The following is a 23,148-nucleotide window of genomic DNA, read 5'->3' as shown; positions in this document are numbered from 1 at the left end:
TGCTGAGTTGATGCCCTCAGGCTGACACGCAAAAATTGAATGTGAGAAGAGTAAATCCCGTTTAAATTGCATTACGGGAAGTTATCCACATCAAGATACACTCATAGGTTGTTCTTGATGTGAGGGAGTTTCAGTTATCCACAGAGCGCAAAAATCTGGGGATAACTTTTCGGCCTATCCGAAAGCTGTCAGATCCGGGGCAGCACCGCGGTTGGAACAGCGTCGAAGAGACTGCAAATCGACAGAATCGCGTGTGTCGATTCGACAGATTCTCGGCTTGTACGCCTTGCCCCAACTTGGGATAGAGGGGCAATCCGGGGAGGTGCGACATGAAAATCGCCACGTTTAACATCAACGGCATCAAGGCGCGCCTGCCTGCGCTGACCGACTGGCTACGCGAAAGCGCGCCTGACGTTGCGCTGTTGCAGGAGATCAAGTCGGTTGATGAGGCATTCCCCCGCGAGGCGCTGGAAGACCTGGGCTACCGGGTCGAGACGCATGGCCAGAAAGGCTTCAACGGCGTCGCCATTCTGTCGAAGCTGCCGCTGGAGGATGTGACACGGGGCCTGCCCGGTGATGACAGCGACGAACAGGCGCGCTGGATCGAGGCGACCGTGATCGGCGACACCACCGCCGTGCGGCTTTGTGGCCTGTATCTTCCCAACGGAAACCCGGCACCGGGCCCCAAATACGATTACAAGCTGGCCTGGATGAAACGGCTCAAGGCGCGCGCGCAGGATTTGCTGAATGATGAAATGCCCGCGCTGATGGCAGGCGATTATAACGTGATCCCGCAAGCCGAGGATGCGAAAAAGCCTGAACGCTGGGTCGAGGATGCGCTGTTTCGCCCCGAAACGCGGCAGGCGTTCCGCGAAATCCTGAACCTTGGCTTTACCGAAGCGTTCCGCGCCCGCACCCATGGTGGCGGGCATTATTCGTTCTGGGATTATCAGGCGGGCGCGTGGGACCGGAATGACGGCATCCGCATCGATCATTTCCTGCTGACCCCGGCCTGCGCCGATTTGCTAAGCGATTGCTGGATTGAATCGGCCGTGCGTGGCCGCGAAAAACCGTCCGACCACGTCCCCGTTTGGGTGGCACTGGACGCCTGATTTGGTCGCCGCCTTGCGCATAACGTTTCTGCAACATACATCTTTCACGATCACATGACGGAGTGCTGCCACATGGCCATGCAAGCGCAGGAAATCGAAGACCTGATCCGGGCCGAATTTCCAAATGCAAAAATCACGATCACCGATCTGGCGGGAGATGGAAATCACTACGCCGCCGAAGTGATCGACGACAGCTTCAAGGGCAAGAACCGGGTTCAGCAACAGCGCGCGGTTTATGCGGCGCTGAAGGGCAAGATGGATGGTTCGCAAGGCGAACTGCATGCCCTTGCGCTGACCACGCGGGCGCCGGACTAATCGTTTGGACTGGATTCTGACTTTCCTTAACAACACCTGGCCGGTCCTTGGCGCGCTTGCGCTGGTCGGCCTCATTACGTACGGCGCAACGATGCCGTATATTCGGCGCGATCGGAAACGCCGCGAACGCATGGAGCAAGACAATGACTGACGCGAAACAAATCATTGACGAAACCGTCAAATCAAACGACGTGGTGCTGTACATGAAAGGCACCAAAACCATGCCGCAATGTGGCTTTTCAAGCAAAGTGGCCGGGGTGCTGAACTACATGGGCGTCGAGTTCGAGGACGTGAACGTGCTGGCCGATGAAAACATCCGCCAGGGGATCAAGGACTATTCCGACTGGCCCACCATCCCGCAGCTTTATGTCAAAAGCGAATTTGTCGGCGGCTGCGATATCATCATCGAGATGACATTGTCGGGCGAACTGGACGCGCTGCTGGAAGAAAACGGCGTTGCCTTTGACAAGGACGCGGCAAACAAGATCCGCGAAGCCAACGCGTAACATCCACGCAAAGACCCAATGAAAACGGCGCCTCGCGGGCGCCGTTTTGCGTCTCGGGCTGGCAGTGCCCCTACCCGGCCTTTTCTTCGATATCGCGCGCCAGGGCTTCGGCCCTCGCGGCCACCTCTTGCAGGGTTTCCGTCACTTCGGTAGGCACCACGGGCACCTCGATCCGTTCGGGTTCGGGCGGCGGCGCATCTTTCAGCGCGCGCAATTCCGAGGCATATCCGGCAGCGCGGTCTTCCATCTCGCGCAGCTTGTCTTCCAGACCAGCCGTTTTGTCGGCCAGCATCAGCCCCGCCATCAGCAGCATCCGCGCTTCGGGGATACGGCCCACCTGCTGCGCCAGAACCTGTGCTTCGGTGTCCAGCATCTTGGCTGCAGAGCGCAGGTACTGTTCTTCGCCTTCCTGGCACGCCACGTCAAAGCTGCGGCCCCCGATCGAGATTTCAACTTCGGGCATCAGTTCGCCTCCTGTGCATCGGCATCGGCTGCGGCTTCCAGCAACGGCGTCAATGACGCCAGCACCGCTTTGGTTTCGGCGGCTTCCACCGCCCGCGCGGCGCGCAACCCTTCCAACTCGGCCAGCATGGCCTTGTTGATCAGATGCGGCTCTCCCACGTTCTCGGCCAATGCGCTGCGCAATTCCTCGTTGGTGGTGCGCAGCATTTCGTTGGCATGGCGCAGGCGCTGTATGTCCAGATCCAGCGCTTCGACATCCACGCTTGGCGCAGCAGGCGCCGGTTCAGCGGCTGCGACGGCCGCGGCTGTTGCGGCGGCGCGGGCCTCTTCCAGTTCGGCCCGGTGGGTTTCGTGCAACTTACGCACCCGCTCTTCCAACTGGGCATTGGCCAGTTTCTCTTCGTCCAACGCCTCTTTCAGCCGCGCAACCTCGTCGGGGTCAATCTCGGGTCCGGACGGGGTGTCCGGCACGTCTGCTGCGCGTGCGTCAATTTTCGCGACACCCAGTGCCACGCGGTCCAAAGCCGCAGTGATGCGATGTTGAAGCTCGTCAATTTGGGTCATTTGCCTGATCCCTGTGTGTTGTTCGCCTGGCCCGCATCCTGCGATGTCAGACACATTTTTCCGTGCTCCCGAAACGAATCGCTCGGTCCTCTTAATGTGAAAGTTTAACAATCTAAGACCGAAATTGCGCCCCCCTATACGCAACCGGCACAGGTGTGCCGCTTGATCTCTGGCCCAACACTGATATGGAGCGCGCTAACAGACCCCTCTTACCTTGATGATAAGGACGAAACGGCCCGTGGATATCGAGACTCTGAAAGCCCAGAACCCTGACCATTGGAGCAAAGCCGCTGCCATCCGCGCATTGACGCTGGATGCCGTCGCTGCGGCGAATTCCGGCCATTCCGGAATGCCAATCGGCATGGCGGACGTTGCCACCGTGCTTTATGAAAAGCACCTGAAGTTCGACGCGTCACGCCCCGATTGGCACGACCGCGACCGCTTTATCCTGTCCGCAGGGCACGGGTCGATGCTGCTCTATTCCCTGCTTTACCTGTGTGGCGATCCGGAAATCACGCTCGACCAGGTCAAGAACTTCCGCCAGTGGGGCGCGAAAACCGCAGGCCACCCGGAGAACTTCCTCGCGCAGGCGATCGAGACAACCACCGGCCCGCTGGGTCAGGGGATTGCCAATTCCGTCGGCTTCGCGATGGCCGAGGAAGCGCTGCGCGCGCGGTTCGGACCCAAACTTGTGGATCACTACACCTATGTCATCGCCGGTGACGGGTGCCTGATGGAAGGTGTGAGCCACGAGGCCATCGGCATCGCCGGACGCCAGCAGCTGTCCAAACTGGTTGTGTTCTGGGACAATAACAACATCACCATCGACGGCACCGTGGACCTGTCCGACCGCACCGATCAGGTGGCACGGTTCGAGGCCGCCGGCTGGCACGTACAGGAAATCGACGGGCACAATCCCGCCGAAATCGACGCGGCCATCACGGCGGCCAAGAAAGACGACCGCCCGTCGATGATCGCCTGCAAAACCCATATCGCGCTGGGGCATGCCGCACAGGACACGTCCAAGGGGCACGGTGCCCTGACCGACGGCGACCAGAACGCAGCCGCCAAGGCGCTTTGGGGCTGGACCACCGGTCCGTTCGAAGTGCCCGGCGACACCAAGGCTGCCTGGGAAGACATCGGTCGTCGCGGTGTCTCAGACCGCGAAGCGTGGGAGGCGCGGCTTGAGAAAATGTCCGCGTCCAAGCAGGCCGAATTCGCGCGCACCATGGCGGGCGACGCGCCGAAAAAGCTGTCCTCGACCATCAAGGCGCTGAAAAAGCAGATCGCGGAAACCGCACCGAAAGTGGCGACCCGCAAGAGTTCCGAAATGGTGCTTGAGGTTGTGAACCCGATCCTTCCGGAAACCATCGGCGGGTCGGCGGACCTGACCGGATCGAACAACACGAAAACCGGCGATATGGGTGTGTTTGACGTGGACAGCCGGAATGGGCGCTATGTCTATTGGGGCATTCGCGAACACGGCATGGCGTCGGCGATGAACGGAATGGCGCTGCATGGCGGTATCCGCCCCTATGGCGGCACGTTTATGTGTTTCACCGATTACGCCCGTCCGGCCATGCGTCTGGCGGCGCTGATGAAAGTGCCGACGGTGTTTGTCATGACCCACGATTCCATCGGTCTTGGCGAAGATGGCCCCACCCACCAGCCGGTCGAACACCTCGCCATCAGCCGTGCGACCCCGAACACGCTGGTGTTCCGCCCGGCCGATACGGTGGAAACCGCCGAAGCCTGGGAGCTGGCGCTGACACAGAAAAGCACGCCTTCCGTTCTGTCCCTGACCCGTCAGGGCTTGCCGACCGTGCGGACAGAGCACAAGACCAAGAATATGGTCGCGCAAGGCGCCTATGTGCTGGCCGATGCGGACGGCAAACGTCAGGCGATCCTGATGGCCACCGGGTCTGAGGTCGAGATCGCGATGAAGGCGCGCGACATTCTTCAGGCCGACGGCATTGGTACGCGGGTTGTGTCCATGCCGTGCTGGGAGCTTTTCGAAGAACAGGACGAACGCTACCGCAAACGCGTCTTGCCGGGTGGACCAGTCCGCGTGGCGGTTGAAGCGGGTATGCGCTTCGGCTGGGACCGGTGGCTCTTTGGCGAGCGCGGCAAGCGCGAAAAGTCCGGGTTCGTTGGCATGCACGGCTTTGGGGCCTCTGCCCCCGCCGAAACGCTCTACGAACAGTTCGGCATCACCCCCGACGCGGTTGTGCAGAAAGTGCGTGATCTGGTCGAGGGCAAATGGCAGGCGGACCCGCGCACCTGAGCCCATTGCAGTGGCGGTTCCGTGACAAGAACCGCCACGATGCAGCGCTGCATCGTGCCAGCGCGGTGACGCGCTGGGTCGCGTTTGGAAACGCGATCCGCACTGCGGCATCGCAGTGCTATAAACGCGTTGACGCGTTTTGATTGGCAACCGCAGAGCGGCGAAAAGTCGGCAAGGCGCGATCTGACAGGCGGGGTGGATCACGTTCCACCACCAGCCGCACGGGTTCGCGGTTGCAGAACACCACGAATTGGCTGCCGTTTTCAACAAGGGTGAAACCCCGTTTGCGCACTTCGGCCAGAAACGCCTTGCGGCCGGCAAAGCGTTCCACATCCCGCGTGGCGCGGTGGATCACCCCACCCCGCCCTACGGATTTGGCGGAAAACACGGCACGTAGCCATTCATCGGGATCAAGATGCGTTGGTCGGGTCATGCCCTGACCTTCGCGTGCTCGCGGTTAAAATCGGATTAACGACGCGCCGTTAAATGCCCTTCGGTGTGACCGCATTCCAGATCGGCGTCACGATCTTGACCCCAATCGGAATCAGGATCAGCCCCCAGATGAAGCCCAGCACAAAATCGACCGACGCCGTGACCGCCCATTCGAGGAACCCGGACCCGCCACCGAGTGCCACTGCCAGATCGTGAATCGCGTCCTCGGGGCCGTGCCAGCCCATCTGTGCGACGGAATGCACAATGATGGAGCCCCCAACCCAGAGCATCGCCGCTGTCCCCACCACGGTCAGCGTTTTCAACAGCCACGGCATGAACCGCACGATGCCCCGCCCCAACGACCGCGTGACTCCGGTGCGCCCGACCTTGGACATCCACAGCCCGACATCGTCCATCTTCACGATCACTGCGACGGCCCCATAGACGCCCGCTGTCACCATCAGGCCCACCAATGCCAGCGTGGCGCCCTGCATCCAGATATTGGTGCTGTCGATCACCGACAGCGCGATGGTCATGATTTCAGCCGACAGGATGAAATCTGTCTTGATCGCACCCTTAACCTTTTCCTCTTCCAGATGGGTCGGATCTTTGACGTCATGGCTGCCATCCGGCCCTCCGGAATGGTCATCATGTTTCTGAAGCACATGGACAATTTTCTCGGCGCCCTCGAAACACAGGTAGCTGCCGCCAAGGATCAACAAGGGTGGAATGAGCCAGGGGGCGAAGCTTGACAAAAGCAATGCGGCGGGCAGCAGGAACACCATTTTATTGATGATCGACCCACGTGCGATGCGCCAGATGATGGGCAATTCGCGTGCCGGTTCAAAGCCTTGCAGGTATTTCGGTGTGACCGCAGCGTCGTCGATCAGAACCCCGGCGGTTTTCGATCCCGCCTTGGCGGCCGCCGCGCCGATATCATCCACCGACGCCGCCGCAACTTTGGCGATGCCCGCAACATCATCCAGCAAGGCCAACAAGCCGCTCATACTGTCTCTCCACTCGCATTGGTCATAAAAAGGTAGTGCCTCCCGGCCCCGGCTGCCAGTGCCCTGATTCCAAGGCACCGTCAACGAAACGCGCTGTTATCGCAAACTGTTTCCTGAAACATTGAAATTGTTAGCGCAAGCACGGGACGGTCCGCCACATTTAACGCTAACATGCTGGCAAAATTCAGGTTTTTTCTTTCCCTGGTAACCATAGGTTCGTATACGCGCGGCAGACGCAGATGCAGGAGACGGTTTCATGACGGTCACATTGGGAATTAACGGATTTGGGCGCATCGGACGCTGCACCCTCGCACATATCGCCGAAAGCTCTCGGAATGACGTGCAGGTCGTCAAGATCAATGCCACGGGCCCCATCGAAACCAATGCCCACCTGCTGCGCTATGACAGCGTACACGGGCGCTTTGCCGGCGACGTCAAGGTCAGCGGGAACACGATGGATCTGGGCCGTGGCCCGATGGAAGTGTTTTCAACCTACAACCCCGAAGAGCTGGACTGGTCCGGCTGTGACGTGGTTCTGGAATGCACCGGCAAGTTCAATGACGGCACCAAGGCCGGTATCCACATGGACCGTGGTGCCAAATCGGTTCTGATCTCCGCGCCTGCCAAGAATGTTCAGAAAACCGTCGTCTACGGCGTCAACCACCGCGATCTGGTGGCGGGCGATACGATAATCTCGAACGGGTCCTGCACCACCAACTGCCTGGCACCTCTGGCAAAAGTGCTGGACGAGGCGATTGGCATCGAGTCGGGCATCATGACCACGATCCACAGCTACACCGGCGATCAGCCAACGCTGGACCGTCGCCATGCCGACCTTTACCGCGCACGTGCTGCCGCGATGGCGATGATCCCAACCTCAACCGGGGCCGCCAAGGCGCTTGGCGAAGTGCTGCCGAACCTGAAGGGCAAGCTGGATGGGTCCGCCGTGCGCGTGCCGACGCCAAACGTGTCTGCGGTTGATCTGACCTTCTACGCCAAGAAGGACGTCACCCTGGCAGATGTGAACGAAGTCGTCGCCGAAGCCGCGGCCACACATATGGGCACGGTTTTGTCCTATGACCCCGAACCCAAGGTGTCGATTGACTTCAATCACACCACACACAGTTCAATCTTTGCGCCGGACCAGACCAAGGTCGTGGGCAAGCGCATGGTGCGGGTCCTGGCCTGGTACGACAACGAATGGGGCTTCTCGGCCCGCATGGCGGATGTCGCTGGCGCGATGGGTCGCCTGTTGCACTAACAGCGCTTTACGAACGGGACACCACTCAGTACCTCTGGCATCCAGGATGCCAGAGCACAGGGGCGTGGGCGCGATGACCAATTCGATTGCCATTGGTTTGGGACTTCTGATCCTTGGCGGGATCGCGATTGACGCCTTCCTGAGCGGCGGCGACGGACTTCTTTTTCTAGCAGGCAAAGGTCTCGACCTTTTGGAGTGGATTGCCTTCTGGCGATAGACGGCCTGATGTCGTCGCTTGACAGCTTCGACGCGTTCTGATTGTTAGCGGTAACAATCCGGCAGAGCACTCTGTCCGAATGAGCGAGGAGTCTTCCATGAGCATCAAAGTTGCCATCAATGGCTTTGGCCGAATTGGCCGGAACGTCCTGCGTGCCATCATCGAGTCTGGCCGCACCGATATCGAGGTCGTGGCCATAAACGATCTTGGGCCGGTAGAGACCAATGCGCATCTTTTGCAGTTTGACAGCGTCCACGGACGGTTTCCTGTCGAGGTCAAGACCACGGATGACAGCATTGATGTGGGCCGTGGGCCGATCAAGGTCACAGCCATCCGCAACCCTGCCGACCTGCCCTGGTCGGATGTGGACGTGGTGATGGAATGCACCGGGATCTTCAAATCGAAAGAAGCGTGCCAGGCGCATCTTGATAATGGGTCAAGCCGGGTGCTGATTTCCGCGCCGGGCAAGGATGCTGACAAAACAATTGTTTATGGCGTGAACCATGACACGCTGACCAAGGATGACATTGTCGTCTCGAACGCGTCGTGCACAACCAACTGTCTGGCCCCCGTCGCGCATGTTCTGAACTCTGCCATCGGGATCGAGCGTGGCTTCATGACGACGATCCACTCTTATACGGGCGATCAGCCAACGCTGGACACGATGCATAGCGATCTGTACCGCGCCCGTGCCGCCGCGTTGAGCATGATCCCGACCTCCACAGGGGCGGCCAAGGCGGTTGGTCTGGTGTTACCGGAACTGGATGGCAAGCTCGATGGCGTGGCGATCCGGGTGCCAACCCCGAACGTGTCTGTGGTTGATCTGACCTTCACCGCGACGCGGGACACCTCCGTGGACGAAATCAACACCGCGATCCGCGAAGCGGCAAACGGTCCGTTGAAGGGGATTCTTGGCTATACTGACAAGAAACTCGTATCGTCGGATTTCAACCACGATCCGCACTCGTCCATCTTCCACACGGATCAGACCAAGGTCATGGACAGCCGGATGGTCCGAATCCTGACATGGTATGACAATGAATGGGGTTTCTCGAACCGCATGGCGGATACCGCTGTTGCGATGGGCAAACTCATTTGACCTCTGGCGGTCGGGCACCCTGCCCGACCTGCCGCACCAATTCCCGTTTTTTCACGCCACGCATTTCACAGCCCTGTGAAGAGCAATGCACAAACTGCAAGGCGGCCTTTCCCTTCTGTCCGTTGCGCTGCAGCGCAGCATGACTATCTGTTGTTCTGTAGCTGTTAGCGCTCACAGCGCAATGGCTCAGGACCATAGAGCAACGAAAGGACTGACAGATGGCCCAATTTATGTCTTCCCTGCGGAACCGTCTTGAAAAGCGGGCCGCGTACAATCGTACAGTCAATGAAATCCGATCGATGCCACTGGATGTGGCACTGGACCTGGATATCTATCCCGGCGATGCCGAGAGGATTGCGTACCAGGCTGTCTACGGCAGATAAGCTCCGGACATCCAGACACTGAGGCACAGCCGCGCGGCCCCCGCGCGGCTTTTGTCATTTTGTATTGCGAAACCGAGCGACCAACGCGTCGCGCACCGGGGCGGTGACGAATTTACTGACATCGCCATTCAGACGCGCGATTTCCTTGACCAGTTTCGATGCAATGGCCTGATGGCGCGCTTCGGCCATCAGAAACACGGTTTCGATGCTGTCGTCCAGCGCGCGGTTCATGCCAACCATCTGAAATTCATATTCAAAATCGGCCACCGCGCGCAATCCGCGAATGATCAGCGAGGCATCGACATCGCGGGCGCAATCAATCAGCAGGTTCTCGAACGGATGGGCAATAATCTCGATCCCGGTCTGTTCGGTCAGTGACACGCATTCCGCTTCGATCATGGCGACCCGCTCTTCCAGCGAAAACAGCGGGCCCTTGTCGCGGTTGATGGCAACACCGATCACCAGCCGATCCACCAACGCGGACGCGCGGCGGATGATGTCGATATGGCCCATTGTGATCGGGTCAAATGTCCCGGGATAAAGACCGATGCGCATGGGCGATCTCCGGTGTGTCGTGGTGTTTCGCCTGTCTGGCATCAAAACGCGGGAGAGTGCAAGTCGTGCTTTGCACCGGCATTAATGCCCCATGATCATCCCTTCGAGCGCATCTTTCTCCATCGCCAGTTCATTCAGGCGTGCCTTGACCACGTCACCAAGCGTGATCAGTCCCACCAGTTTTCCGTCTTCCACAACCGGCATGTGGCGGAACCGGCCCTTGGTCATCTGGGCCAGAACGTCGTCGGCCTTGTCGCTGCGTTCGCAGGTGACCAGTTTCGAGGTCATGTAACTGTCCACCGTGTCCATCAGACACGCCCCGCCCCGCGCCGCCAGTTCACGCACGATGTCCCGTTCTGACAGGATGCCCTTTGCGGTCACGCCATCGTCCGACACGACAACCGTCCCGATCCGCTTTTCCGCAAGGATTTTCGCAGCTTCGGAAACAAGCGTCCCCGAAGCAACCGTCACCACCGTGTCATTGTTTTTACTTTTCAGGATCTTTTGCACTGTCATAGCGGTTCCTCCAGTAGCGGCGCATTTCCCTTAGCGTCTTCACCTGACCGTGATCTGTCAAGCCGTCAAAGTAGCGCTTCCAGTCTGGCGACCTCGGATTTGACCCCTTGCGCAAGCGCTTTGGCAAAGCGGCTGATCCGGTCCAGGCGCCGGTCTTCGGCATGCCGGACCAAGTAAAAGCTGCGTGTAAAGGACACTTCACCGGTGAGAACCCGTTTGACATGTGGCGCAAAGGGCAGTGCAAAATCGTGCGCAATGCCGACACCGCCATGTTGTCGCAACAGCTGCAATTGCACCGACGCCGAGTTTGACGCCAGCGCAACCCGGTCAAGGTTCAGGTCACTCAGGTAGTCCAGTTCCTTGTCAAAGATCATATCCGGAATGTAGCCAACGATCCGATGCGCATGCAGATCCTGCAACCGCGTCAAGGGCGGGCGGGTCGACAGGTAGGTTTCACTGGCCGCAAGATGCAATTGGTAATCCGTGATGCGCTGATACGACAGCCGCGACGCGGTGGGCGGGCTGACGGTGATGGCCATGTCCGCTTCGCGCCGGGACAGGTTCACAACCCGTGGCAGGGCCACGATTTGAAGGTCAAGATCAGGATTGGCTTTGGACAGGTCGGCAAAGACGCGCGGCAAAACGAAGTTTGCACAACCATCCGGGGCCCCGATCCGGATCTGGCCTGACAGCGTCTCTGCATCTCCGGTCAGCACCGACCGGGCCCCCTGCATCGCCTGTTCGGCGCGTTCGGCGTGATCCACCAACCGCGTGCCGGCTTCGGTCAGCGCGTAGCCTTGCGGGCTTTTGACAAACAATGCTTGTCCGATCGCGTTTTCCAACCGGGCGATGCGCCGGCCCACGGTGGCCGGATCCATACGCAAGGCCTTGCCCGCGCCCGAAAGGGTTTCATTCCGCGCCACGGACAGGAAAATTCGCAGATCATCCCAGCTTTGCATGCGGGCTCCTTTGCAAAAATGCAAAACGTCTTTGGCACATTGCCTCTTTGATCCGCAAATTTGCAAGGCTATCGTGCGCGCAGAATGGGAGAGATATCATGAAAGAGCTTACGCACTTTATCAACGGCGCTCAGGTCAAGGGCACCTCTGGCAACTTCGGCGACGTCTACAACCCGGCAACCGGTGAAGTTCAGGCGAAGCTTCCGCTGGCCACACCCGAAGAAGTGTCGGCCGCTGTCGAGGATGCCGCCAAGGCGCAGGTTGCCTGGGGCGCGACCAACCCGCAGAAACGCGCCCGCGTGATGATGAAGATGGTCGCGCTGATGAACCGCGACATGGATGTTCTGGCCGAGGCGCTCAGCCGCGAACACGGCAAGACGATCCCAGACGCAAAGGGCGATCTGCAGCGTGGTCTTGAGGTGATCGAGTACTGCATCGGCGCGCCGCAGATGCTCAAAGGGGAATACACCGACGACGCAGGCCCCGGCATCGACATGTACTCCATGCGCCAGCCTTTGGGTGTTGTCGCGTCGATCATGCCATTCAATTTCCCGGCGATGATGCCGCTGTGGCATGTTGGCCCTGCCCTTGCCTGTGGCAACGCGGTTGTGCTGAAGCCGTCTGAGCGTGACCCGTCCGTGCCGCTGATGCTGGCGGAACTGTTTGTCGAAGCAGGTCTGCCCGCCGGTGTGTTCCAAGTGGTGAACGGCACGAAAGAGGCCGTGGATACCCTGCTCGATCATGAGATCATTCAGGGCGTGTCCTTTGTCGGATCCACCCCCATCGCGCAGTACATCTACAGCCGAGCCACCGCGAACGGCAAACGCGCGCAGTGCTTTGGCGGTGCCAAGAACCACCTGATCGTGATGCCGGATGCGGACATTGACCAAGCCGCTGATGCGCTGATCGGTGCCGGGTTCGGTGCCGCGGGCGAACGCTGCATGGCGGTATCCGTTGCGGTTCCGGTCGGCGAAGAAACCGCAGACCGCCTGATCGACGCGCTGGTCCCGCGCATCGAAAAACTGCGCGTGGCCCCTTATACCGATGGCGACGATGTGGATTTCGGACCCGTTGTGACCCGCGAAGCGAAAGAGCGGATCCTTGGCCTCATCCAGTCCGGCGTCGACCAAGGCGCGGAGCTGGTTGTCGACAACCGCGACTTCAAATTGCAGGGCTATGAGGATGGCTTTTTCGTCGGTCCGCACCTCTTCGACAAGGTGACGCCTGACATGGACATCTACCGTCAGGAAATCTTCGGCCCGGTCCTGAGCACCGTGCGCGCAGGCAGCTACGAAGAAGCACTCAAGCTGGCGATGGATCACGAATACGGCAATGGCACCGCGATCTTTACCCGTGACGGCGACACCGCCCGTGACTTTGCGCACCGCGTGAACATCGGCATGGTCGGCATCAACGTGCCGATCCCTGTGCCGCTGGCCTACCACACGTTCGGAGGCTGGAAGAAATCCATGTTCGGTGACCTGAACCAGCACGGTCCCGACAGCTTCAAGTTCTACACCCGCACCAAGACGATCACGTCGCGCTGGCCCTCGGGCATCAAGGAAGGCGGCGAGTTCAACTTCAAAGCGATGGATTGATCCCTTGCAGGGCGGCGAATACGCCGCCCTGCTGACGTTTAAGGCCGGGTGATCCATTGGCAAATGCGTTCGAAAAACCGGGCGGCGGAAACAACTAACGCCACGTCAATCCTTCCGTAACAGATTGATCCAAAATCAATCCTGTTCAACAACTGTGTGGTTAAACCGTCGTTTTGAGAACGCTGAGATGCCGATTACTGTTGATATTCTTCCAGAGCATAACCTTGTCTTCGTGCGCTACACCGGTGTGATGCTGGTGCAGGAAAGCGCCGAAGCCTTTGCGGCCTTCGCCCAGAACCCCGATGCGCGCCCCGGTCTGCGGCACCTTGTCGATATGACGCGTCTGACCGATATCGACCGGGATTTTCCGAAATTCATGGAATTGCAGGCGGCCAAGATCGAAACGCTGGCCAGCACGGGTGTTGAGACGTTTATGGTCTACCTCGCCACAACCCCGATTGGGCGTCAGGCGGCCAATATCGGCAAGAACGGCTGGACGCCGGAAAGTGGTGTTGTTGCCATCGTGCAAGATAGCGAGGAAGCCGCCTTGGAAGCCCTTGGCATCCCGCACAGATCGATTGCCGAAATGCTCAACGACGGGGCCGCGGAAAGCGCCTGATCCAGCAACAAGTGACAAATCTCCCTCAGTCCGTAAACTCACCTGAAATAACACGTAGGGGGGACGCGTCATGCAGGAACCAGACTTCACAATCGGCATCGAAGAGGAATACTTGCTGGTGGACCTCGACAGCTATGCGCTGGCCGAAGCGCCGGAAGACCTGATGACGGCCTGCGCGGCGGAACTGGAAAAACAGGTCAGCCCCGAATTCCTGCAATGCCAGATCGAGATCGGCACCAAGGTCTGTGCCAATATCAGCGAAGCGCGGGAGGATCTCAAGCGTCTGCGCAGCACGGTCGCGCGCTGCGCGAAAGAGCACAACCTTGCCCCAATCGCGGCCTCCTGCCATCCGTTCGGCGATTGGAAGCGGCAACACCATACTGACAAGGACCGTTACAACGATCTGCAAGACGCGCTTGGCGGCGTGGTCCGGCGGATGTTGATCTGCGGCATGCATGTGCATGTCGGGCTAAACGACAACGCGCTGCGCGCTGACCTGATGGGACAGATGGCGTATTTCCTGCCGCATCTGCTGGCGCTCTCAACCTCGTCACCCTTCTGGCAGGGCGAAGATACCGGTCTGGCGTCCTACCGCATTTCGGTGTTCGACAACCTGCCCCGCACCGGCCTGCCGCCGCAGTTTGACAACTGGTCGGAATACGAACGGTCGGTGCAGGTGCTGATCGACATTGGCACAATCGAAGACAGTTCCAAGATCTGGTGGGACCTGCGGCCCTCGGCGCAGTTTCCCACGCTGGAGACGCGCATCATGGATGTGCAGCCGAGCATTGACCACACGCTGACCCTTGCAGCCCTGAACCAATGCCTGATGCGCATGCTGTGGCGGCTGCGGGTGCGCAACCAGCGCTGGCGGCGCTACGATCCGTTTCTCATCGGCGAAAACCGCTGGCGCGCGCAGCGCTACGGCATCAGCGACGGGCTGATCGATTTTGGACGCGGTGAAATTGTCTCCATGCCGGACCTGATGCACGAGTTGATGGAGCTGATCGAAGAAGACGCCGGTGTCCTGCAATGCGTGCGCGACGTGGAGTTCAGCAAGGACATCGTCGCCAAGGGCAACGGCACCACACGGCAACGCGCGGTTGCGGCCTCGGCCAAAGCAACGGGCGCGGATCAGGACGCCCAGATGCGGGCCGTTGTCGCAGATCTTGTCGATGCGTTTCACGACGGGCTTTGAGGCTTGCAAAACTCCTGAAACAGTTGGCAATTAAACGCGTGTTCAATTCACAGACACCGGGAGGAGCACCGCGATGGATTTTGCCCTGAGCGAAGAGCAAACCGCGATTTTCGACATGGCCTATGCCTTTGGCCAGGACAATATCGCGCCGCATGCACGGGACTGGGAAGCGCAAGGCACCATCCCGAAAGAGCTGTGGCCCCAGATCGGCGCGCTTGGCTTTGCCGGACTCTACGTGTCCGAGGACAGCGGCGGCACCGGCCTGTCGCGGCTGGATGCGACACTGGTGTTCGAAGCGCTCTCGATGGCCTGTCCTTCGGTCGCGGCGTTCCTGTCGATCCACAACATGTGCGCCAAGATGATCGACACCTTCGCCAGCGACGACATGAAAGCGCGCGTGTTGCCCAAGGCCATGACCATGGAAACCGTGCTCAGCTATTGCCTGACCGAACCGGGCAGCGGGTCGGATGCGGCCGCCCTCAAAACCCGCGCGGATCGCACCAATGAAGGCTACACGCTGAACGGCACCAAGGCGTTCATCTCGGGCGGCGGGTATTCTGACCTCTACGTGGCAATGGTGCGCACCGGGGAAGACGGGCCAAGGGGTGTTTCTGCAGTCCTGATCGAAGACGGAACACCGGGGCTGAGCTTTGGCGGGCTGGAAGACAAGATGGGCTGGCGGTCGCAACCCACCCGTCAGGTGCAGTTTGACGACTGCAAGATCCCGTCCGACAACTTGCTGGGCGAAGAGGGTCAGGGCTTCAAATACGCGATGGCCGGTCTCGATGGCGGGCGCTTGAACATCGCAGCCTGTTCGCTGGGCGCCGCACAAACCGGATTGGATGCAACATTGGCCTACATGGCTGAGCGCAAGGCCTTCGGCAAATCCATCGACCAGTTTCAGGCCTTGCAATTCCGCCTTGCCGATATGGAGATCGAGCTGCAGGCCGCCCGCACCTTCCTGCGCCAGGCGGCATGGAAGCTGGACACCGGCGCGCCGGACGCCACGAAATTCTGCGCCATGGCCAAGAAATTCGTCACCGAAACCGGCAGCAATGTCGTGGACCAGTGCCTGCAGCTGCATGGCGGCTATGGCTATCTGGCCGATTACGGCATTGAAAAGCTGGTCCGCGACCTGCGGGTCCACCAGATCCTTGAAGGCACAAATGAAATCATGCGCCTGATCGTGGCCCGCCAAATGCTGGCTTCCTGATCGTCTCTGTTTCAAAAATACCTTGGGGGTGAGGCCGCAGGCCGAGGGGGCAACGCCCCCTGCCCCCGCTGACCAGAAGGCAACCCGCATATGACCGACATCCACATTCGCCAGGACGGCCATGCCGGCCGCATCACGTTGCAACGCCCCAAGGCGCTGAATGCGCTCACTTACCAGATGTGCCTTGAGATCGAAGCCGCGCTGTGGGCCTGGCGCGCAGAGTCGACCGTCAAGGTGATCGTGATTGATGCCGAAGGTGACAAGGCGTTCTGCGCTGGCGGTGATATTGCCGAAATGTATGCCACCGGCACAGCGGGCGACTATGCCTACGGCCAGAAATTCTGGCGCGACGAATACCGGATGAATGCGCTGATCGCCGAATATCCCAAACCCGTGGTCAGTTTCCTGCAAGGCTTTACCATGGGCGGCGGTGTTGGCGTTGGATGCCACGGGTCGCACCGGATTGTCGGGGACAGCAGCCAGATCGCCATGCCGGAATGCGGCATTGGTCTGATCCCGGATGTGGGCGGGTCCTACCTGCTGGCGCGCGCGCCGGGACGGCTTGGGGAATATCTGGGCCTCACCGCCGACCGAATGGGCCCCGGCGATGCGATCTATGTCGGGTTTGCCGACCTGTACATCCCCGAAGACCAATGGACTGCGCTGAAATCGACACTTTGCGCCACTGGCGATGTCAAGGCGCTGGAAGACGCGGCACAGGTGCCCCCCGACGCCCCGCTGCGCACCAGCCAGCCTCAGATCGACATGGCGTTTGGCGGCGCGCGGCTCAGCGATATCGTCAACACCCTGTCGCGGGACAGCAGCGATTTTGCCGAAGCGGCGCTCAAGAAGCTGTCCCGCAACGCGCCGCTGTCGATGGAATGTGCACTCGAAATCATCCACCGCCTGCGCGCAGGCACGCTCGATATCCGCAAGGCGCTCGAGCTTGAATACCGCTTCACCTCGCGCAGCATGGAGAAAGGTGATTTCATCGAAGGCATCCGCGCGGTCATCATCGACAAAGACAAATCGCCGAAATGGCGGCATGATCTGGCAAAGGTTCCGTCCGTCGACGTCGCAGCCATGCTGCGCCCGGTCATGGGTGAGAAACTGACATTCGAACAAGAGGAGCGCGGAATGAAGATCGGATTTATTGGCTTGGGGAATATGGGCGCGCCAATGGCGGCAAATCTGGCAGCCGCCGGTCATACGGTGGTTGGCTTTGATACGATGGATGTCAGTGTGGAGGGCGTGACCCGGGCCGCAACAGCGGCCGAGGCCGCCGCAGTCGCAGATGTGGTCATCACGATGCTGCCCAACGGAGACATCCTGCGCAGCGTGGCGTCCGAGGTGATCCCGGCCATGAAATCCGGCGCAGCCCTGCTGGATTGCTCCACCGTGGACGTCGAAAGCGCCCGCGCCGTCGCGGCAGAGGCCGAAGCGGCCGGTCTCCTGCCGCTGGATGCGCCGGTGTCCGGTGGTATCGGAGGCGCGTCAGCAGGCACGCTGACATTTATGGTCGGGGGATCGGAAAAGGCCTATGCCACCGCCCTGCCCCTCTTCGACATCATGGGCCAGAAGTCGGTGCATTGTGGCGCATCTGGAAACGGTCAGGCCGCCAAGATCTGCAACAACATGATCCTGGGCGTCACGATGATCGCCACCTGCGAGGCCTTTGCGCTGGCCGATAAGCTGGGCCTTGACCGGCAGGCGATGTTCGACGTGGTCAGCACCTCGTCCGGCTATAGCTGGTCGATGAACGCCTATTGTCCGGCGCCGGGCGTGGGACCGCAAAGCCCCGCCGACAACAACTACACCCCGGGGTTTGCAGCCGAATTGATGCTGAAAGATCTGAGACTTAGCCAGCAGGCCGCCGAAGCATCGGATGCCGACACGCCGCTTGGACAGTCCGCGACCGAACTCTACGCCCGGTTTGTCGAGGCAGAAGACGGGCGCGGCCGGGATTTCTCGGCCATGTTGCCGCGTTTCGAGGCGCGCAAGAGAAACGGTTAGCGAATAACGTCCGGGCAGAGGACATTCTGCCCGGTCAAACCTGTCATCGTGGCGAAATGCGACAACGGCCCGAATCCTGATTGCGGCAGGATTGGAAACAATCGCCCCGCATGTACCAAGAATTTACCTAAATTCCTTCCCATCAATGCCGTCTTACCGCGCGATCCAAGGTCACCTTTGGTTTCTCGTAAGACGGTGTTTGTATGCCCATTGCACAAGATCTTCCCATCAACACAGGCGCTTCGGCGTTTGACATGGCGCAAGCCATCTTTGGCGCAGGCATCACCGTCAATTCGGACCCGCTCCGGACCTTTTACAGCGGCGAAGCGATCTCATCGGGCATTTACACAAACGGTGACACGATTTCGCCGGTGCTGACACCGGGCGACACCGGAGTGATCCTGTCGACCGGGACCGCGACGGATATTACCAACAACTCCGGAACCACGAACACGAACACCTCGGGGTCAACCACGACAAGTCATGGCAACGGGCCAAGCAGTGATCCGGATTTCAGCGCGCTTGCCGGTGCGTCCAGTATCTACGACGTGGCCTTCCTGCAGGCCGAATTCACGCCGAACGGCAATATGCTGACGCTAGATTTTGTCATCAGCTCTGAAGAATACCCGGAATTCATCAACTCAGCCTATCTTGATACGGTGGGCATCTGGATCAATGGTGTTCAGGCCACCGTGACGGTCGGATCTGGCCAGGTGTCGGTTGGCAATATCAACGGAAGCACATCCCCCAATCTGTATAACGACAATTTCTCGGGCACGAACAACGACACCTATAACACTGAAATGGATGGGTTTACCGTTACTTTGAGTGTGTCTGCCCCGGTCAATCCGGGCGTCGCCAACACGATCAAGATCGGGGTGGCGGACCTGAGCGACGGGTCTTACGATACAAACCTCTTGATCGCCGGTGGATCCGCGCAAGCCAACCTTGTGGCGGTCGATGACGCCGCGAATGTCGGTCTGAACAGCACAAAGACGATTGATGTCACCAACAATGACGTCAACGCGGCGGGCACGATCACCGTCACCCATATCAACGGCATCGCCGTTGTTGCGGGCGACACCGTCACCCTGACATCCGGCCAGCAAGTCACGTTGAATGCCGATGGCACGCTGACCGTGTTGGCTGATGCCGATAATGAAACCGTCTATTTCAACTACTCGATCACCGACGGGCTTGGAAACTCGGACACCGCGATTGTGCAGGTCACGCAGATGCCCTGCTTTGTTGCGGGCACGATGATTGACACGCCCGACGGCCCGAAACCCGTTCAAGACCTGCGCGAGGGTGATCTGGTTCTGACGCTGGATGATGGCCCCCAGCCCGTCCGCTGGGCCGGGTCGCGCGAGACCGAGGCGATGGGCGATTTTGCCCCCGTGGTGATTGCGGCGGGTTCCTACGGCGCGCAATCTGACGTGTGGCTGTCGCCGCAGCACCGTGTGCTGGTGCGCGACATCTGGGCTGAACTGCTGTTTGGCGAAGCCGAAGTTCTGGTGAAAGCCAAAGATCTGGTGAATGGCAGCACCGTCACCCGTGTGGCCTCTGGCACACCGGTCACCTATGTGCATCTGCTGTTCGACCGTCATCAAATTTTGAACAGCAGCGGTCTGGCCTCCGAAAGCTACCTGCCCGGCCCGATGATGTCGAAAAGCTTTGATGCAGAGGCGCAGGCAGAGATCCTTGCCTTGTTCCCAGAGCTTGCCGATCTGCAATCAAGCGGATGGCAGGCCGCGCGCCCGATCCTGAAATCACACGAAGCGCGTGCGCTGACTGCCCGCGCCGCCTGATTGCATTACTCGGCCGCGAGGGGTTTCTTGGCCTGCAGCATGGGTTTGAGGTACCGCCCAGTATGGGATGCCGTGACCTCGGCCACCTGTTCCGGCGTGCCTGTTGCCACGATTTGACCCCCGCCATCGCCGCCTTCGGGGCCGATATCGATCAGCCAGTCCGCGGTTTTGATCACATCAAGGTTGTGCTCGATCACGATCACCGAATTGCCTTGGTCAACAAGTTCATGCAACACTTCAAGAAGTTTGCGTACATCTTCGAAATGTAAGCCAGTTGTGGGTTCATCCAGAATATACAACGTGCGCCCGGTCGAGCGTTTTGCCAGTTCCTTGGACAGCTTCACGCGCTGCGCTTCACCGCCGGACAAGGTTGTCGCTTGCTGGCCCACCTTGATATATCCCAGACCAACCCGCGCCAGCGCATCCATCTTGTCCCGAATGCTTGGCACCGCCTTGAAGAACTCCTGTGCATCTTCAACCGTCATATCAAGAACGTCGGCTATGCTTTTGCCTTTGAACTTGATTTCTAGTGTTTCGCGATTGTAGCGCGCGCCCTTGCAGGTTTCGCAGGTGACATAGACATCCGGCAGGAAATGCATCTCGATCTTGATCACGCCATCGCCCTGGCAGGCCTCGCACCGCCCACCCTTGACGTTGAAGCTGAACCGTCCCGGCTTGTACCCCCGCGCCTTGGCTTCGGGCAGCCCCGCAAACCAGTCACGGATCGGTGTAAACGCCCCGGTATAGGTCGCAGGGTTCGACCGCGGCGTCCGGCCGATGGGGCGCTGGTCGATGTCGATCACCTTGTCCAGATGCTCCAACCCCTTGATCGTCTCGCATGGTGCAGGCGTCTGGCGCGCGCCGTTCAAACGCATGGAGGCGGTTTTGAACAGGGTCTCAATCGTCAGCGTGGATTTTCCGCCGCCCGACACCCCCGTCACGCAGACAAATTTGCCCAGTGGGAAGTCGGCCGTAACGTTCTGCAGGTTGTTGCCGGTGGCCTTGACCACCTTGACCGTCTTTTTCTTTCCCTTCCGCCGCGTCGTCGGAACCGCGATTTCACGCGATCCGGACAGATATTGCCCGGTCAGAGATGCCGGGTCGTCTGCCACATGTTTCGGCGTGCCGTGGCTGACCACCTGCCCGCCATGCACCCCGGCCCCCGGCCCGATGTCGAACACGTAATCCGCCTCGCGGATCGCCTCTTCGTCATGTTCCACAACGATGACCGTATTGCCCTGATCCCGCAGGGATTTCAGTGTGCCCAGCAGGCGGTCATTGTCGCGCTGGTGCAGGCCGATGGACGGTTCATCCAGCACATACAGAACGCCCGTCAGGCCAGAGCCGATCTGCGACGCCAGACGGATACGTTGGCTTTCGCCCCCCGACAGCGTTCCGGCATTGCGGGACAGGGTCAGGTATTCAAGGCCCACATTGTTCAGGAACCCAAGACGTTCGCGGATTTCCTTCAGGATCGCCTTTGCAATCTCGTTCTTCTGATTGGTCAGGTGGTCCGGCACCGTATTGCACCATTCAAACGCCTCTTTGATGGACATCTGCACCACCTGCCCGACATGCAGACCCGCGATCTTGACCGCCAGTGCCTCTTCCCGCAGGCGATACCCACCGCAGGTGCCGCAGGACCGGTTGTTCTGATAGCGCTCGAACTCTTCGCGGATCCAGTTGCTGTCGGTTTCACGGTAGCGGCGTTCCATATTCGGGATCACGCCTTCGAAAGTGCGCGTCACCTGATATACACGCCCACCTTCGTCATACCGGAACGGGATTTCTTCGTCGCCCGAGCCATAGAGGAAGACCTGCTGCACAAAGGGATCAAGGTCTTTCCAACGGGAGTTCTTGTTGAATTCGTAGTGCTTGGCGATGGCTTCGATGGTCTGCAGGAAATACGGGGATTTGCCCTTACGCCACGGCGCCAGCGCGCCATCGGCGATCTTGAGCGTGGCATCCGGCACAACGAGGCGTTCGTCAAAGAACAGTTCGACCCCAAGACCGTCACAGTCCGGGCATGCCCCGAATGGCGCGTTGAACGAAAACAAACGCGGTTCGATCTCCGAGATGGTGAAGCCACTAACCGGGCACGCAAATTTTTCAGAGAACGTGTGCCGTTCCGGTTCGCCGTCACTTGGTGCTGTTTCCAGAATGGCGATGCCATCGGCCAGATCCAGCGCCGTGCGGAAACTGTCGGCGAGACGCGTCTCAAGCCCCTCTTTCACGACAAGGCGATCCACCACAACGTCGATGTCGTGGCGGAATTTCTTATCGAGCGTCGGAGGCTCGTCCAATTCGTAGAATTCCCCATCCACCTTGACCCGCTGAAAGCCCTGCTTGCGCAGTTCAAGGAATTCCTTGCGGTATTCGCCCTTACGGTCGCGCACGATTGGGGCAAGCAGATAGGCGCGCGTGCCCTCCTCCATCGCCATCACGCGGTCGACCATGTCCTGCACCTGCTGCGCCTCAATGGGCAGACCGGTGGCGGGGCTATATGGCGTGCCGACACGCGCAAACAACAGGCGCATGTAATCGTAAATCTCGGTCACGGTACCGACCGTGGAGCGTGGGTTCTTGGACGTGGTTTTCTGTTCGATGGAAATCGCCGGGCTCAACCCCGCGATGTGATCCACATCGGGTTTTTCCATCATATCAAGGAACTGCCGCGCATAGGCGCTCAGCGATTCCACATAGCGGCGCTGGCCTTCGGCATAGATCGTGTCGAACGCCAATGAGGACTTCCCCGACCCGGACAGCCCGGTGATCACCACAAGCTGATCCCGCGGGATATCCACGTCGATATTCTTGAGATTGTGCTCGCGTGCGCCGCGCACTTCGATTTGCTTCAGCTCGGCCATGTTGTCCCCCGATAGGCTCGGTTAACACATAGTTGACGGTGCGGGTTTCGCCAATCGAAAAATGAGAACAAAAATAGAACGCAGCCAGACGTGGCGTAAGACTATTCGAATAGTCTTTAACAAGGCCGTTCGAACGGCCTTGTGACCGCGTTTCGAAACG

At 59.6% G+C, this 23,148-nt stretch carries 21 protein-coding genes and 1 pseudogene; 14 read left to right on the top strand and 8 right to left on the bottom strand.

Annotated features, from left to right (window positions below):
* Window positions 1-329 precede the first annotated feature (329 nt).
* From xth to grxD, 3 genes are all read left to right on the top strand, one after another.
* Window positions 330-1,112 (top strand): exodeoxyribonuclease III, encoded by a 783-nt coding sequence (gene xth / locus MWU54_RS00220; protein WP_247080037.1) that lies wholly within the window; start codon window positions 330-332, stop codon window positions 1,110-1,112.
* A 72-nt stretch (window positions 1,113-1,184) separates the two neighbouring features.
* Entirely contained in the window at window positions 1,185-1,427 is a 243-nt protein-coding gene (locus tag MWU54_RS00215) for a BolA family transcriptional regulator (RefSeq protein ID WP_247080036.1), read from the top strand.
* A 143-nt stretch (window positions 1,428-1,570) separates the two neighbouring features.
* Window positions 1,571-1,933: a Grx4 family monothiol glutaredoxin gene (grxD, locus tag MWU54_RS00210; protein WP_247080035.1), complete on the top strand. Its 363-nt coding sequence runs from the start codon at window positions 1,571-1,573 to the stop codon at window positions 1,931-1,933.
* A 70-nt stretch (window positions 1,934-2,003) separates the two neighbouring features.
* Here grxD and MWU54_RS00205 read toward each other — a convergent pair whose 3' ends face one another.
* Together MWU54_RS00205 and MWU54_RS00200 are read right to left on the bottom strand one after the other, a co-directional pair.
* Window positions 2,004-2,396, bottom strand: a complete 393-nt coding sequence (locus MWU54_RS00205; protein WP_247080034.1) for a cell division protein ZapA — start codon at window positions 2,394-2,396, stop codon at window positions 2,004-2,006.
* Entirely contained in the window at window positions 2,396-2,959 is a 564-nt protein-coding gene (locus tag MWU54_RS00200) for a hypothetical protein (RefSeq protein ID WP_247080033.1), read from the bottom strand. Before MWU54_RS00200 ends, MWU54_RS00205 begins: the two co-directional genes overlap by 1 nt.
* A 238-nt stretch (window positions 2,960-3,197) precedes the next feature.
* Between MWU54_RS00200 and tkt the strand changes: the two genes are divergently transcribed.
* Window positions 3,198-5,243, top strand: a complete 2,046-nt coding sequence (gene tkt / locus MWU54_RS00195) for a transketolase (RefSeq protein WP_247080032.1) — start codon at window positions 3,198-3,200, stop codon at window positions 5,241-5,243.
* Between the two features lie 118 nt (window positions 5,244-5,361).
* On the opposite strand, the gene MWU54_RS00190 is transcribed toward tkt, so the two are convergent.
* Both MWU54_RS00190 and MWU54_RS00185 read right to left on the bottom strand, forming a co-directional pair.
* The gene (locus MWU54_RS00190; RefSeq protein ID WP_348647584.1) at window positions 5,362-5,676 is read right to left on the bottom strand and encodes an aspartate aminotransferase; all 315 of its coding nucleotides are present in this window, start codon (window positions 5,674-5,676) and stop codon (window positions 5,362-5,364) included.
* A gap of 49 nt (window positions 5,677-5,725) precedes the next feature.
* Window positions 5,726-6,682, bottom strand: coding sequence for a DUF808 domain-containing protein (locus tag MWU54_RS00185; RefSeq protein ID WP_247080031.1), 957 nt, complete (start codon window positions 6,680-6,682; stop codon window positions 5,726-5,728).
* Between the two features lie 256 nt (window positions 6,683-6,938).
* Here MWU54_RS00185 and gap (MWU54_RS00180) point away from each other — a divergent pair, with 256 nt between their 5' ends.
* The 3 genes from gap (MWU54_RS00180) (at window position 6,939) to gap (MWU54_RS00170) (ending at window position 9,259) form a co-directional block, all read left to right on the top strand.
* Window positions 6,939-7,943, top strand: a complete 1,005-nt coding sequence (gene gap / locus MWU54_RS00180) for a type I glyceraldehyde-3-phosphate dehydrogenase (protein ID WP_247080030.1) — start codon at window positions 6,939-6,941, stop codon at window positions 7,941-7,943.
* A gap of 73 nt (window positions 7,944-8,016) precedes the next feature.
* Complete coding sequence (locus tag MWU54_RS00175) at window positions 8,017-8,160, top strand: hypothetical protein (RefSeq protein ID WP_247080029.1); 144 nt, start codon at window positions 8,017-8,019, stop codon at window positions 8,158-8,160.
* A gap of 97 nt (window positions 8,161-8,257) precedes the next feature.
* The gene (gap, locus tag MWU54_RS00170) at window positions 8,258-9,259 is read left to right on the top strand and encodes a type I glyceraldehyde-3-phosphate dehydrogenase (protein ID WP_247080028.1); all 1,002 of its coding nucleotides are present in this window, start codon (window positions 8,258-8,260) and stop codon (window positions 9,257-9,259) included.
* Between the two features lie 437 nt (window positions 9,260-9,696).
* On the opposite strand, the gene coaD is transcribed toward gap (MWU54_RS00170), so the two are convergent.
* From coaD to MWU54_RS00155, 3 genes are all read right to left on the bottom strand, one after another.
* Entirely contained in the window at window positions 9,697-10,197 is a 501-nt protein-coding gene (gene coaD, locus MWU54_RS00165) for a pantetheine-phosphate adenylyltransferase (RefSeq protein ID WP_247080027.1), read from the bottom strand.
* Window positions 10,198-10,278: 81 nt separating this feature from the next.
* Window positions 10,279-10,713, bottom strand: coding sequence for a CBS domain-containing protein (locus MWU54_RS00160; protein ID WP_247080026.1), 435 nt, complete (start codon window positions 10,711-10,713; stop codon window positions 10,279-10,281).
* Window positions 10,714-10,778: 65 nt separating this feature from the next.
* Window positions 10,779-11,672 (bottom strand): LysR family transcriptional regulator, encoded by an 894-nt coding sequence (locus tag MWU54_RS00155; protein ID WP_247080025.1) that lies wholly within the window; start codon window positions 11,670-11,672, stop codon window positions 10,779-10,781.
* Window positions 11,673-11,770: 98 nt separating this feature from the next.
* On the opposite strand from MWU54_RS00155, the gene MWU54_RS00150 reads away from it, so the two are divergent.
* The 7 genes and pseudogenes from MWU54_RS00150 to MWU54_RS00120 all read left to right on the top strand — a co-directional run bounded on the left by MWU54_RS00150 (window position 11,771) and on the right by MWU54_RS00120 (window position 20,121).
* On the top strand, window positions 11,771-13,270 hold the full coding sequence (locus MWU54_RS00150; RefSeq protein WP_247080024.1) for a CoA-acylating methylmalonate-semialdehyde dehydrogenase: 1,500 nt from the start codon (window positions 11,771-11,773) through the stop codon (window positions 13,268-13,270).
* A gap of 187 nt (window positions 13,271-13,457) precedes the next feature.
* Window positions 13,458-13,889, top strand: a complete 432-nt coding sequence (locus tag MWU54_RS00145; protein WP_247080023.1) for a hypothetical protein — start codon at window positions 13,458-13,460, stop codon at window positions 13,887-13,889.
* Between the two features lie 70 nt (window positions 13,890-13,959).
* A complete protein-coding gene (locus MWU54_RS00140) occupies window positions 13,960-15,087 on the top strand; it encodes a carboxylate-amine ligase (protein ID WP_247080022.1) in 1,128 nt (375 codons plus the stop codon).
* Between the two features lie 73 nt (window positions 15,088-15,160).
* A complete protein-coding gene (locus MWU54_RS00135) occupies window positions 15,161-16,300 on the top strand; it encodes an acyl-CoA dehydrogenase family protein (RefSeq protein WP_247080021.1) in 1,140 nt (379 codons plus the stop codon).
* A 90-nt stretch (window positions 16,301-16,390) separates the two neighbouring features.
* Window positions 16,391-17,401, top strand: a pseudogene (locus tag MWU54_RS00130) (enoyl-CoA hydratase/isomerase family protein); the annotation flags it as partial.
* Window positions 17,399-18,313, top strand: coding sequence for a 3-hydroxyisobutyrate dehydrogenase (gene mmsB / locus MWU54_RS00125; RefSeq protein WP_281495947.1), 915 nt, complete (start codon window positions 17,399-17,401; stop codon window positions 18,311-18,313). The pseudogene MWU54_RS00130 and the gene mmsB, both read left to right, overlap by 3 nt.
* Window positions 18,314-18,516: 203 nt before the next feature.
* Entirely contained in the window at window positions 18,517-20,121 is a 1,605-nt protein-coding gene (locus tag MWU54_RS00120; RefSeq protein ID WP_247080020.1) for a Hint domain-containing protein, read from the top strand.
* 5 nt (window positions 20,122-20,126) lie between these two features.
* On the opposite strand, the gene uvrA is transcribed toward MWU54_RS00120, so the two are convergent.
* Window positions 20,127-22,988, bottom strand: a complete 2,862-nt coding sequence (uvrA, locus tag MWU54_RS00115; RefSeq protein ID WP_247080019.1) for an excinuclease ABC subunit UvrA — start codon at window positions 22,986-22,988, stop codon at window positions 20,127-20,129.
* Window positions 22,989-23,148: the final 160 nt, after the last annotated feature.

Source organism: Marivita sp. S6314 (assembly GCF_023015985.1).
Lineage (GTDB): Bacteria > Pseudomonadota > Alphaproteobacteria > Rhodobacterales > Rhodobacteraceae > Marivita.
The sequence above is the reverse complement of the archived record's forward strand: the minus strand, read 5'-3'. Positions and strand labels throughout refer to the sequence as shown.

Coding starts and splice junctions, on each gene's coding strand:
- MWU54_RS00175 (WP_247080029.1), top strand. CDS start 8,017: ATGACCAATTCGATTGCCATTGGTTTGGGACTTCTGATCCTTGGCGGG.
- gap (WP_247080030.1), top strand. CDS start 6,939: ATGACGGTCACATTGGGAATTAACGGATTTGGGCGCATCGGACGCTGC.
- MWU54_RS00120 (WP_247080020.1), top strand. CDS start 18,517: ATGCCCATTGCACAAGATCTTCCCATCAACACAGGCGCTTCGGCGTTT.
- uvrA (WP_247080019.1), bottom strand. CDS start 22,988: ATGGCCGAGCTGAAGCAAATCGAAGTGCGCGGCGCACGCGAGCACAAT.
- MWU54_RS00155 (WP_247080025.1), bottom strand. CDS start 11,672: ATGCAAAGCTGGGATGATCTGCGAATTTTCCTGTCCGTGGCGCGGAAT.
- MWU54_RS00160 (WP_247080026.1), bottom strand. CDS start 10,713: ATGACAGTGCAAAAGATCCTGAAAAGTAAAAACAATGACACGGTGGTG.
- MWU54_RS00200 (WP_247080033.1), bottom strand. CDS start 2,959: ATGACCCAAATTGACGAGCTTCAACATCGCATCACTGCGGCTTTGGAC.
- gap (WP_247080028.1), top strand. CDS start 8,258: ATGAGCATCAAAGTTGCCATCAATGGCTTTGGCCGAATTGGCCGGAAC.
- grxD (WP_247080035.1), top strand. CDS start 1,571: ATGACTGACGCGAAACAAATCATTGACGAAACCGTCAAATCAAACGAC.
- MWU54_RS00150 (WP_247080024.1), top strand. CDS start 11,771: ATGAAAGAGCTTACGCACTTTATCAACGGCGCTCAGGTCAAGGGCACC.
- MWU54_RS00190 (WP_348647584.1), bottom strand. CDS start 5,676: ATGACCCGACCAACGCATCTTGATCCCGATGAATGGCTACGTGCCGTG.
- coaD (WP_247080027.1), bottom strand. CDS start 10,197: ATGCGCATCGGTCTTTATCCCGGGACATTTGACCCGATCACAATGGGC.
- MWU54_RS00135 (WP_247080021.1), top strand. CDS start 15,161: ATGGATTTTGCCCTGAGCGAAGAGCAAACCGCGATTTTCGACATGGCC.
- MWU54_RS00145 (WP_247080023.1), top strand. CDS start 13,458: ATGCCGATTACTGTTGATATTCTTCCAGAGCATAACCTTGTCTTCGTG.
- MWU54_RS00185 (WP_247080031.1), bottom strand. CDS start 6,682: ATGAGCGGCTTGTTGGCCTTGCTGGATGATGTTGCGGGCATCGCCAAA.
- MWU54_RS00205 (WP_247080034.1), bottom strand. CDS start 2,396: ATGCCCGAAGTTGAAATCTCGATCGGGGGCCGCAGCTTTGACGTGGCG.
- mmsB (WP_281495947.1), top strand. CDS start 17,399: ATGGGTGAGAAACTGACATTCGAACAAGAGGAGCGCGGAATGAAGATC.
- xth (WP_247080037.1), top strand. CDS start 330: ATGAAAATCGCCACGTTTAACATCAACGGCATCAAGGCGCGCCTGCCT.
- MWU54_RS00140 (WP_247080022.1), top strand. CDS start 13,960: ATGCAGGAACCAGACTTCACAATCGGCATCGAAGAGGAATACTTGCTG.
- MWU54_RS00215 (WP_247080036.1), top strand. CDS start 1,185: ATGGCCATGCAAGCGCAGGAAATCGAAGACCTGATCCGGGCCGAATTT.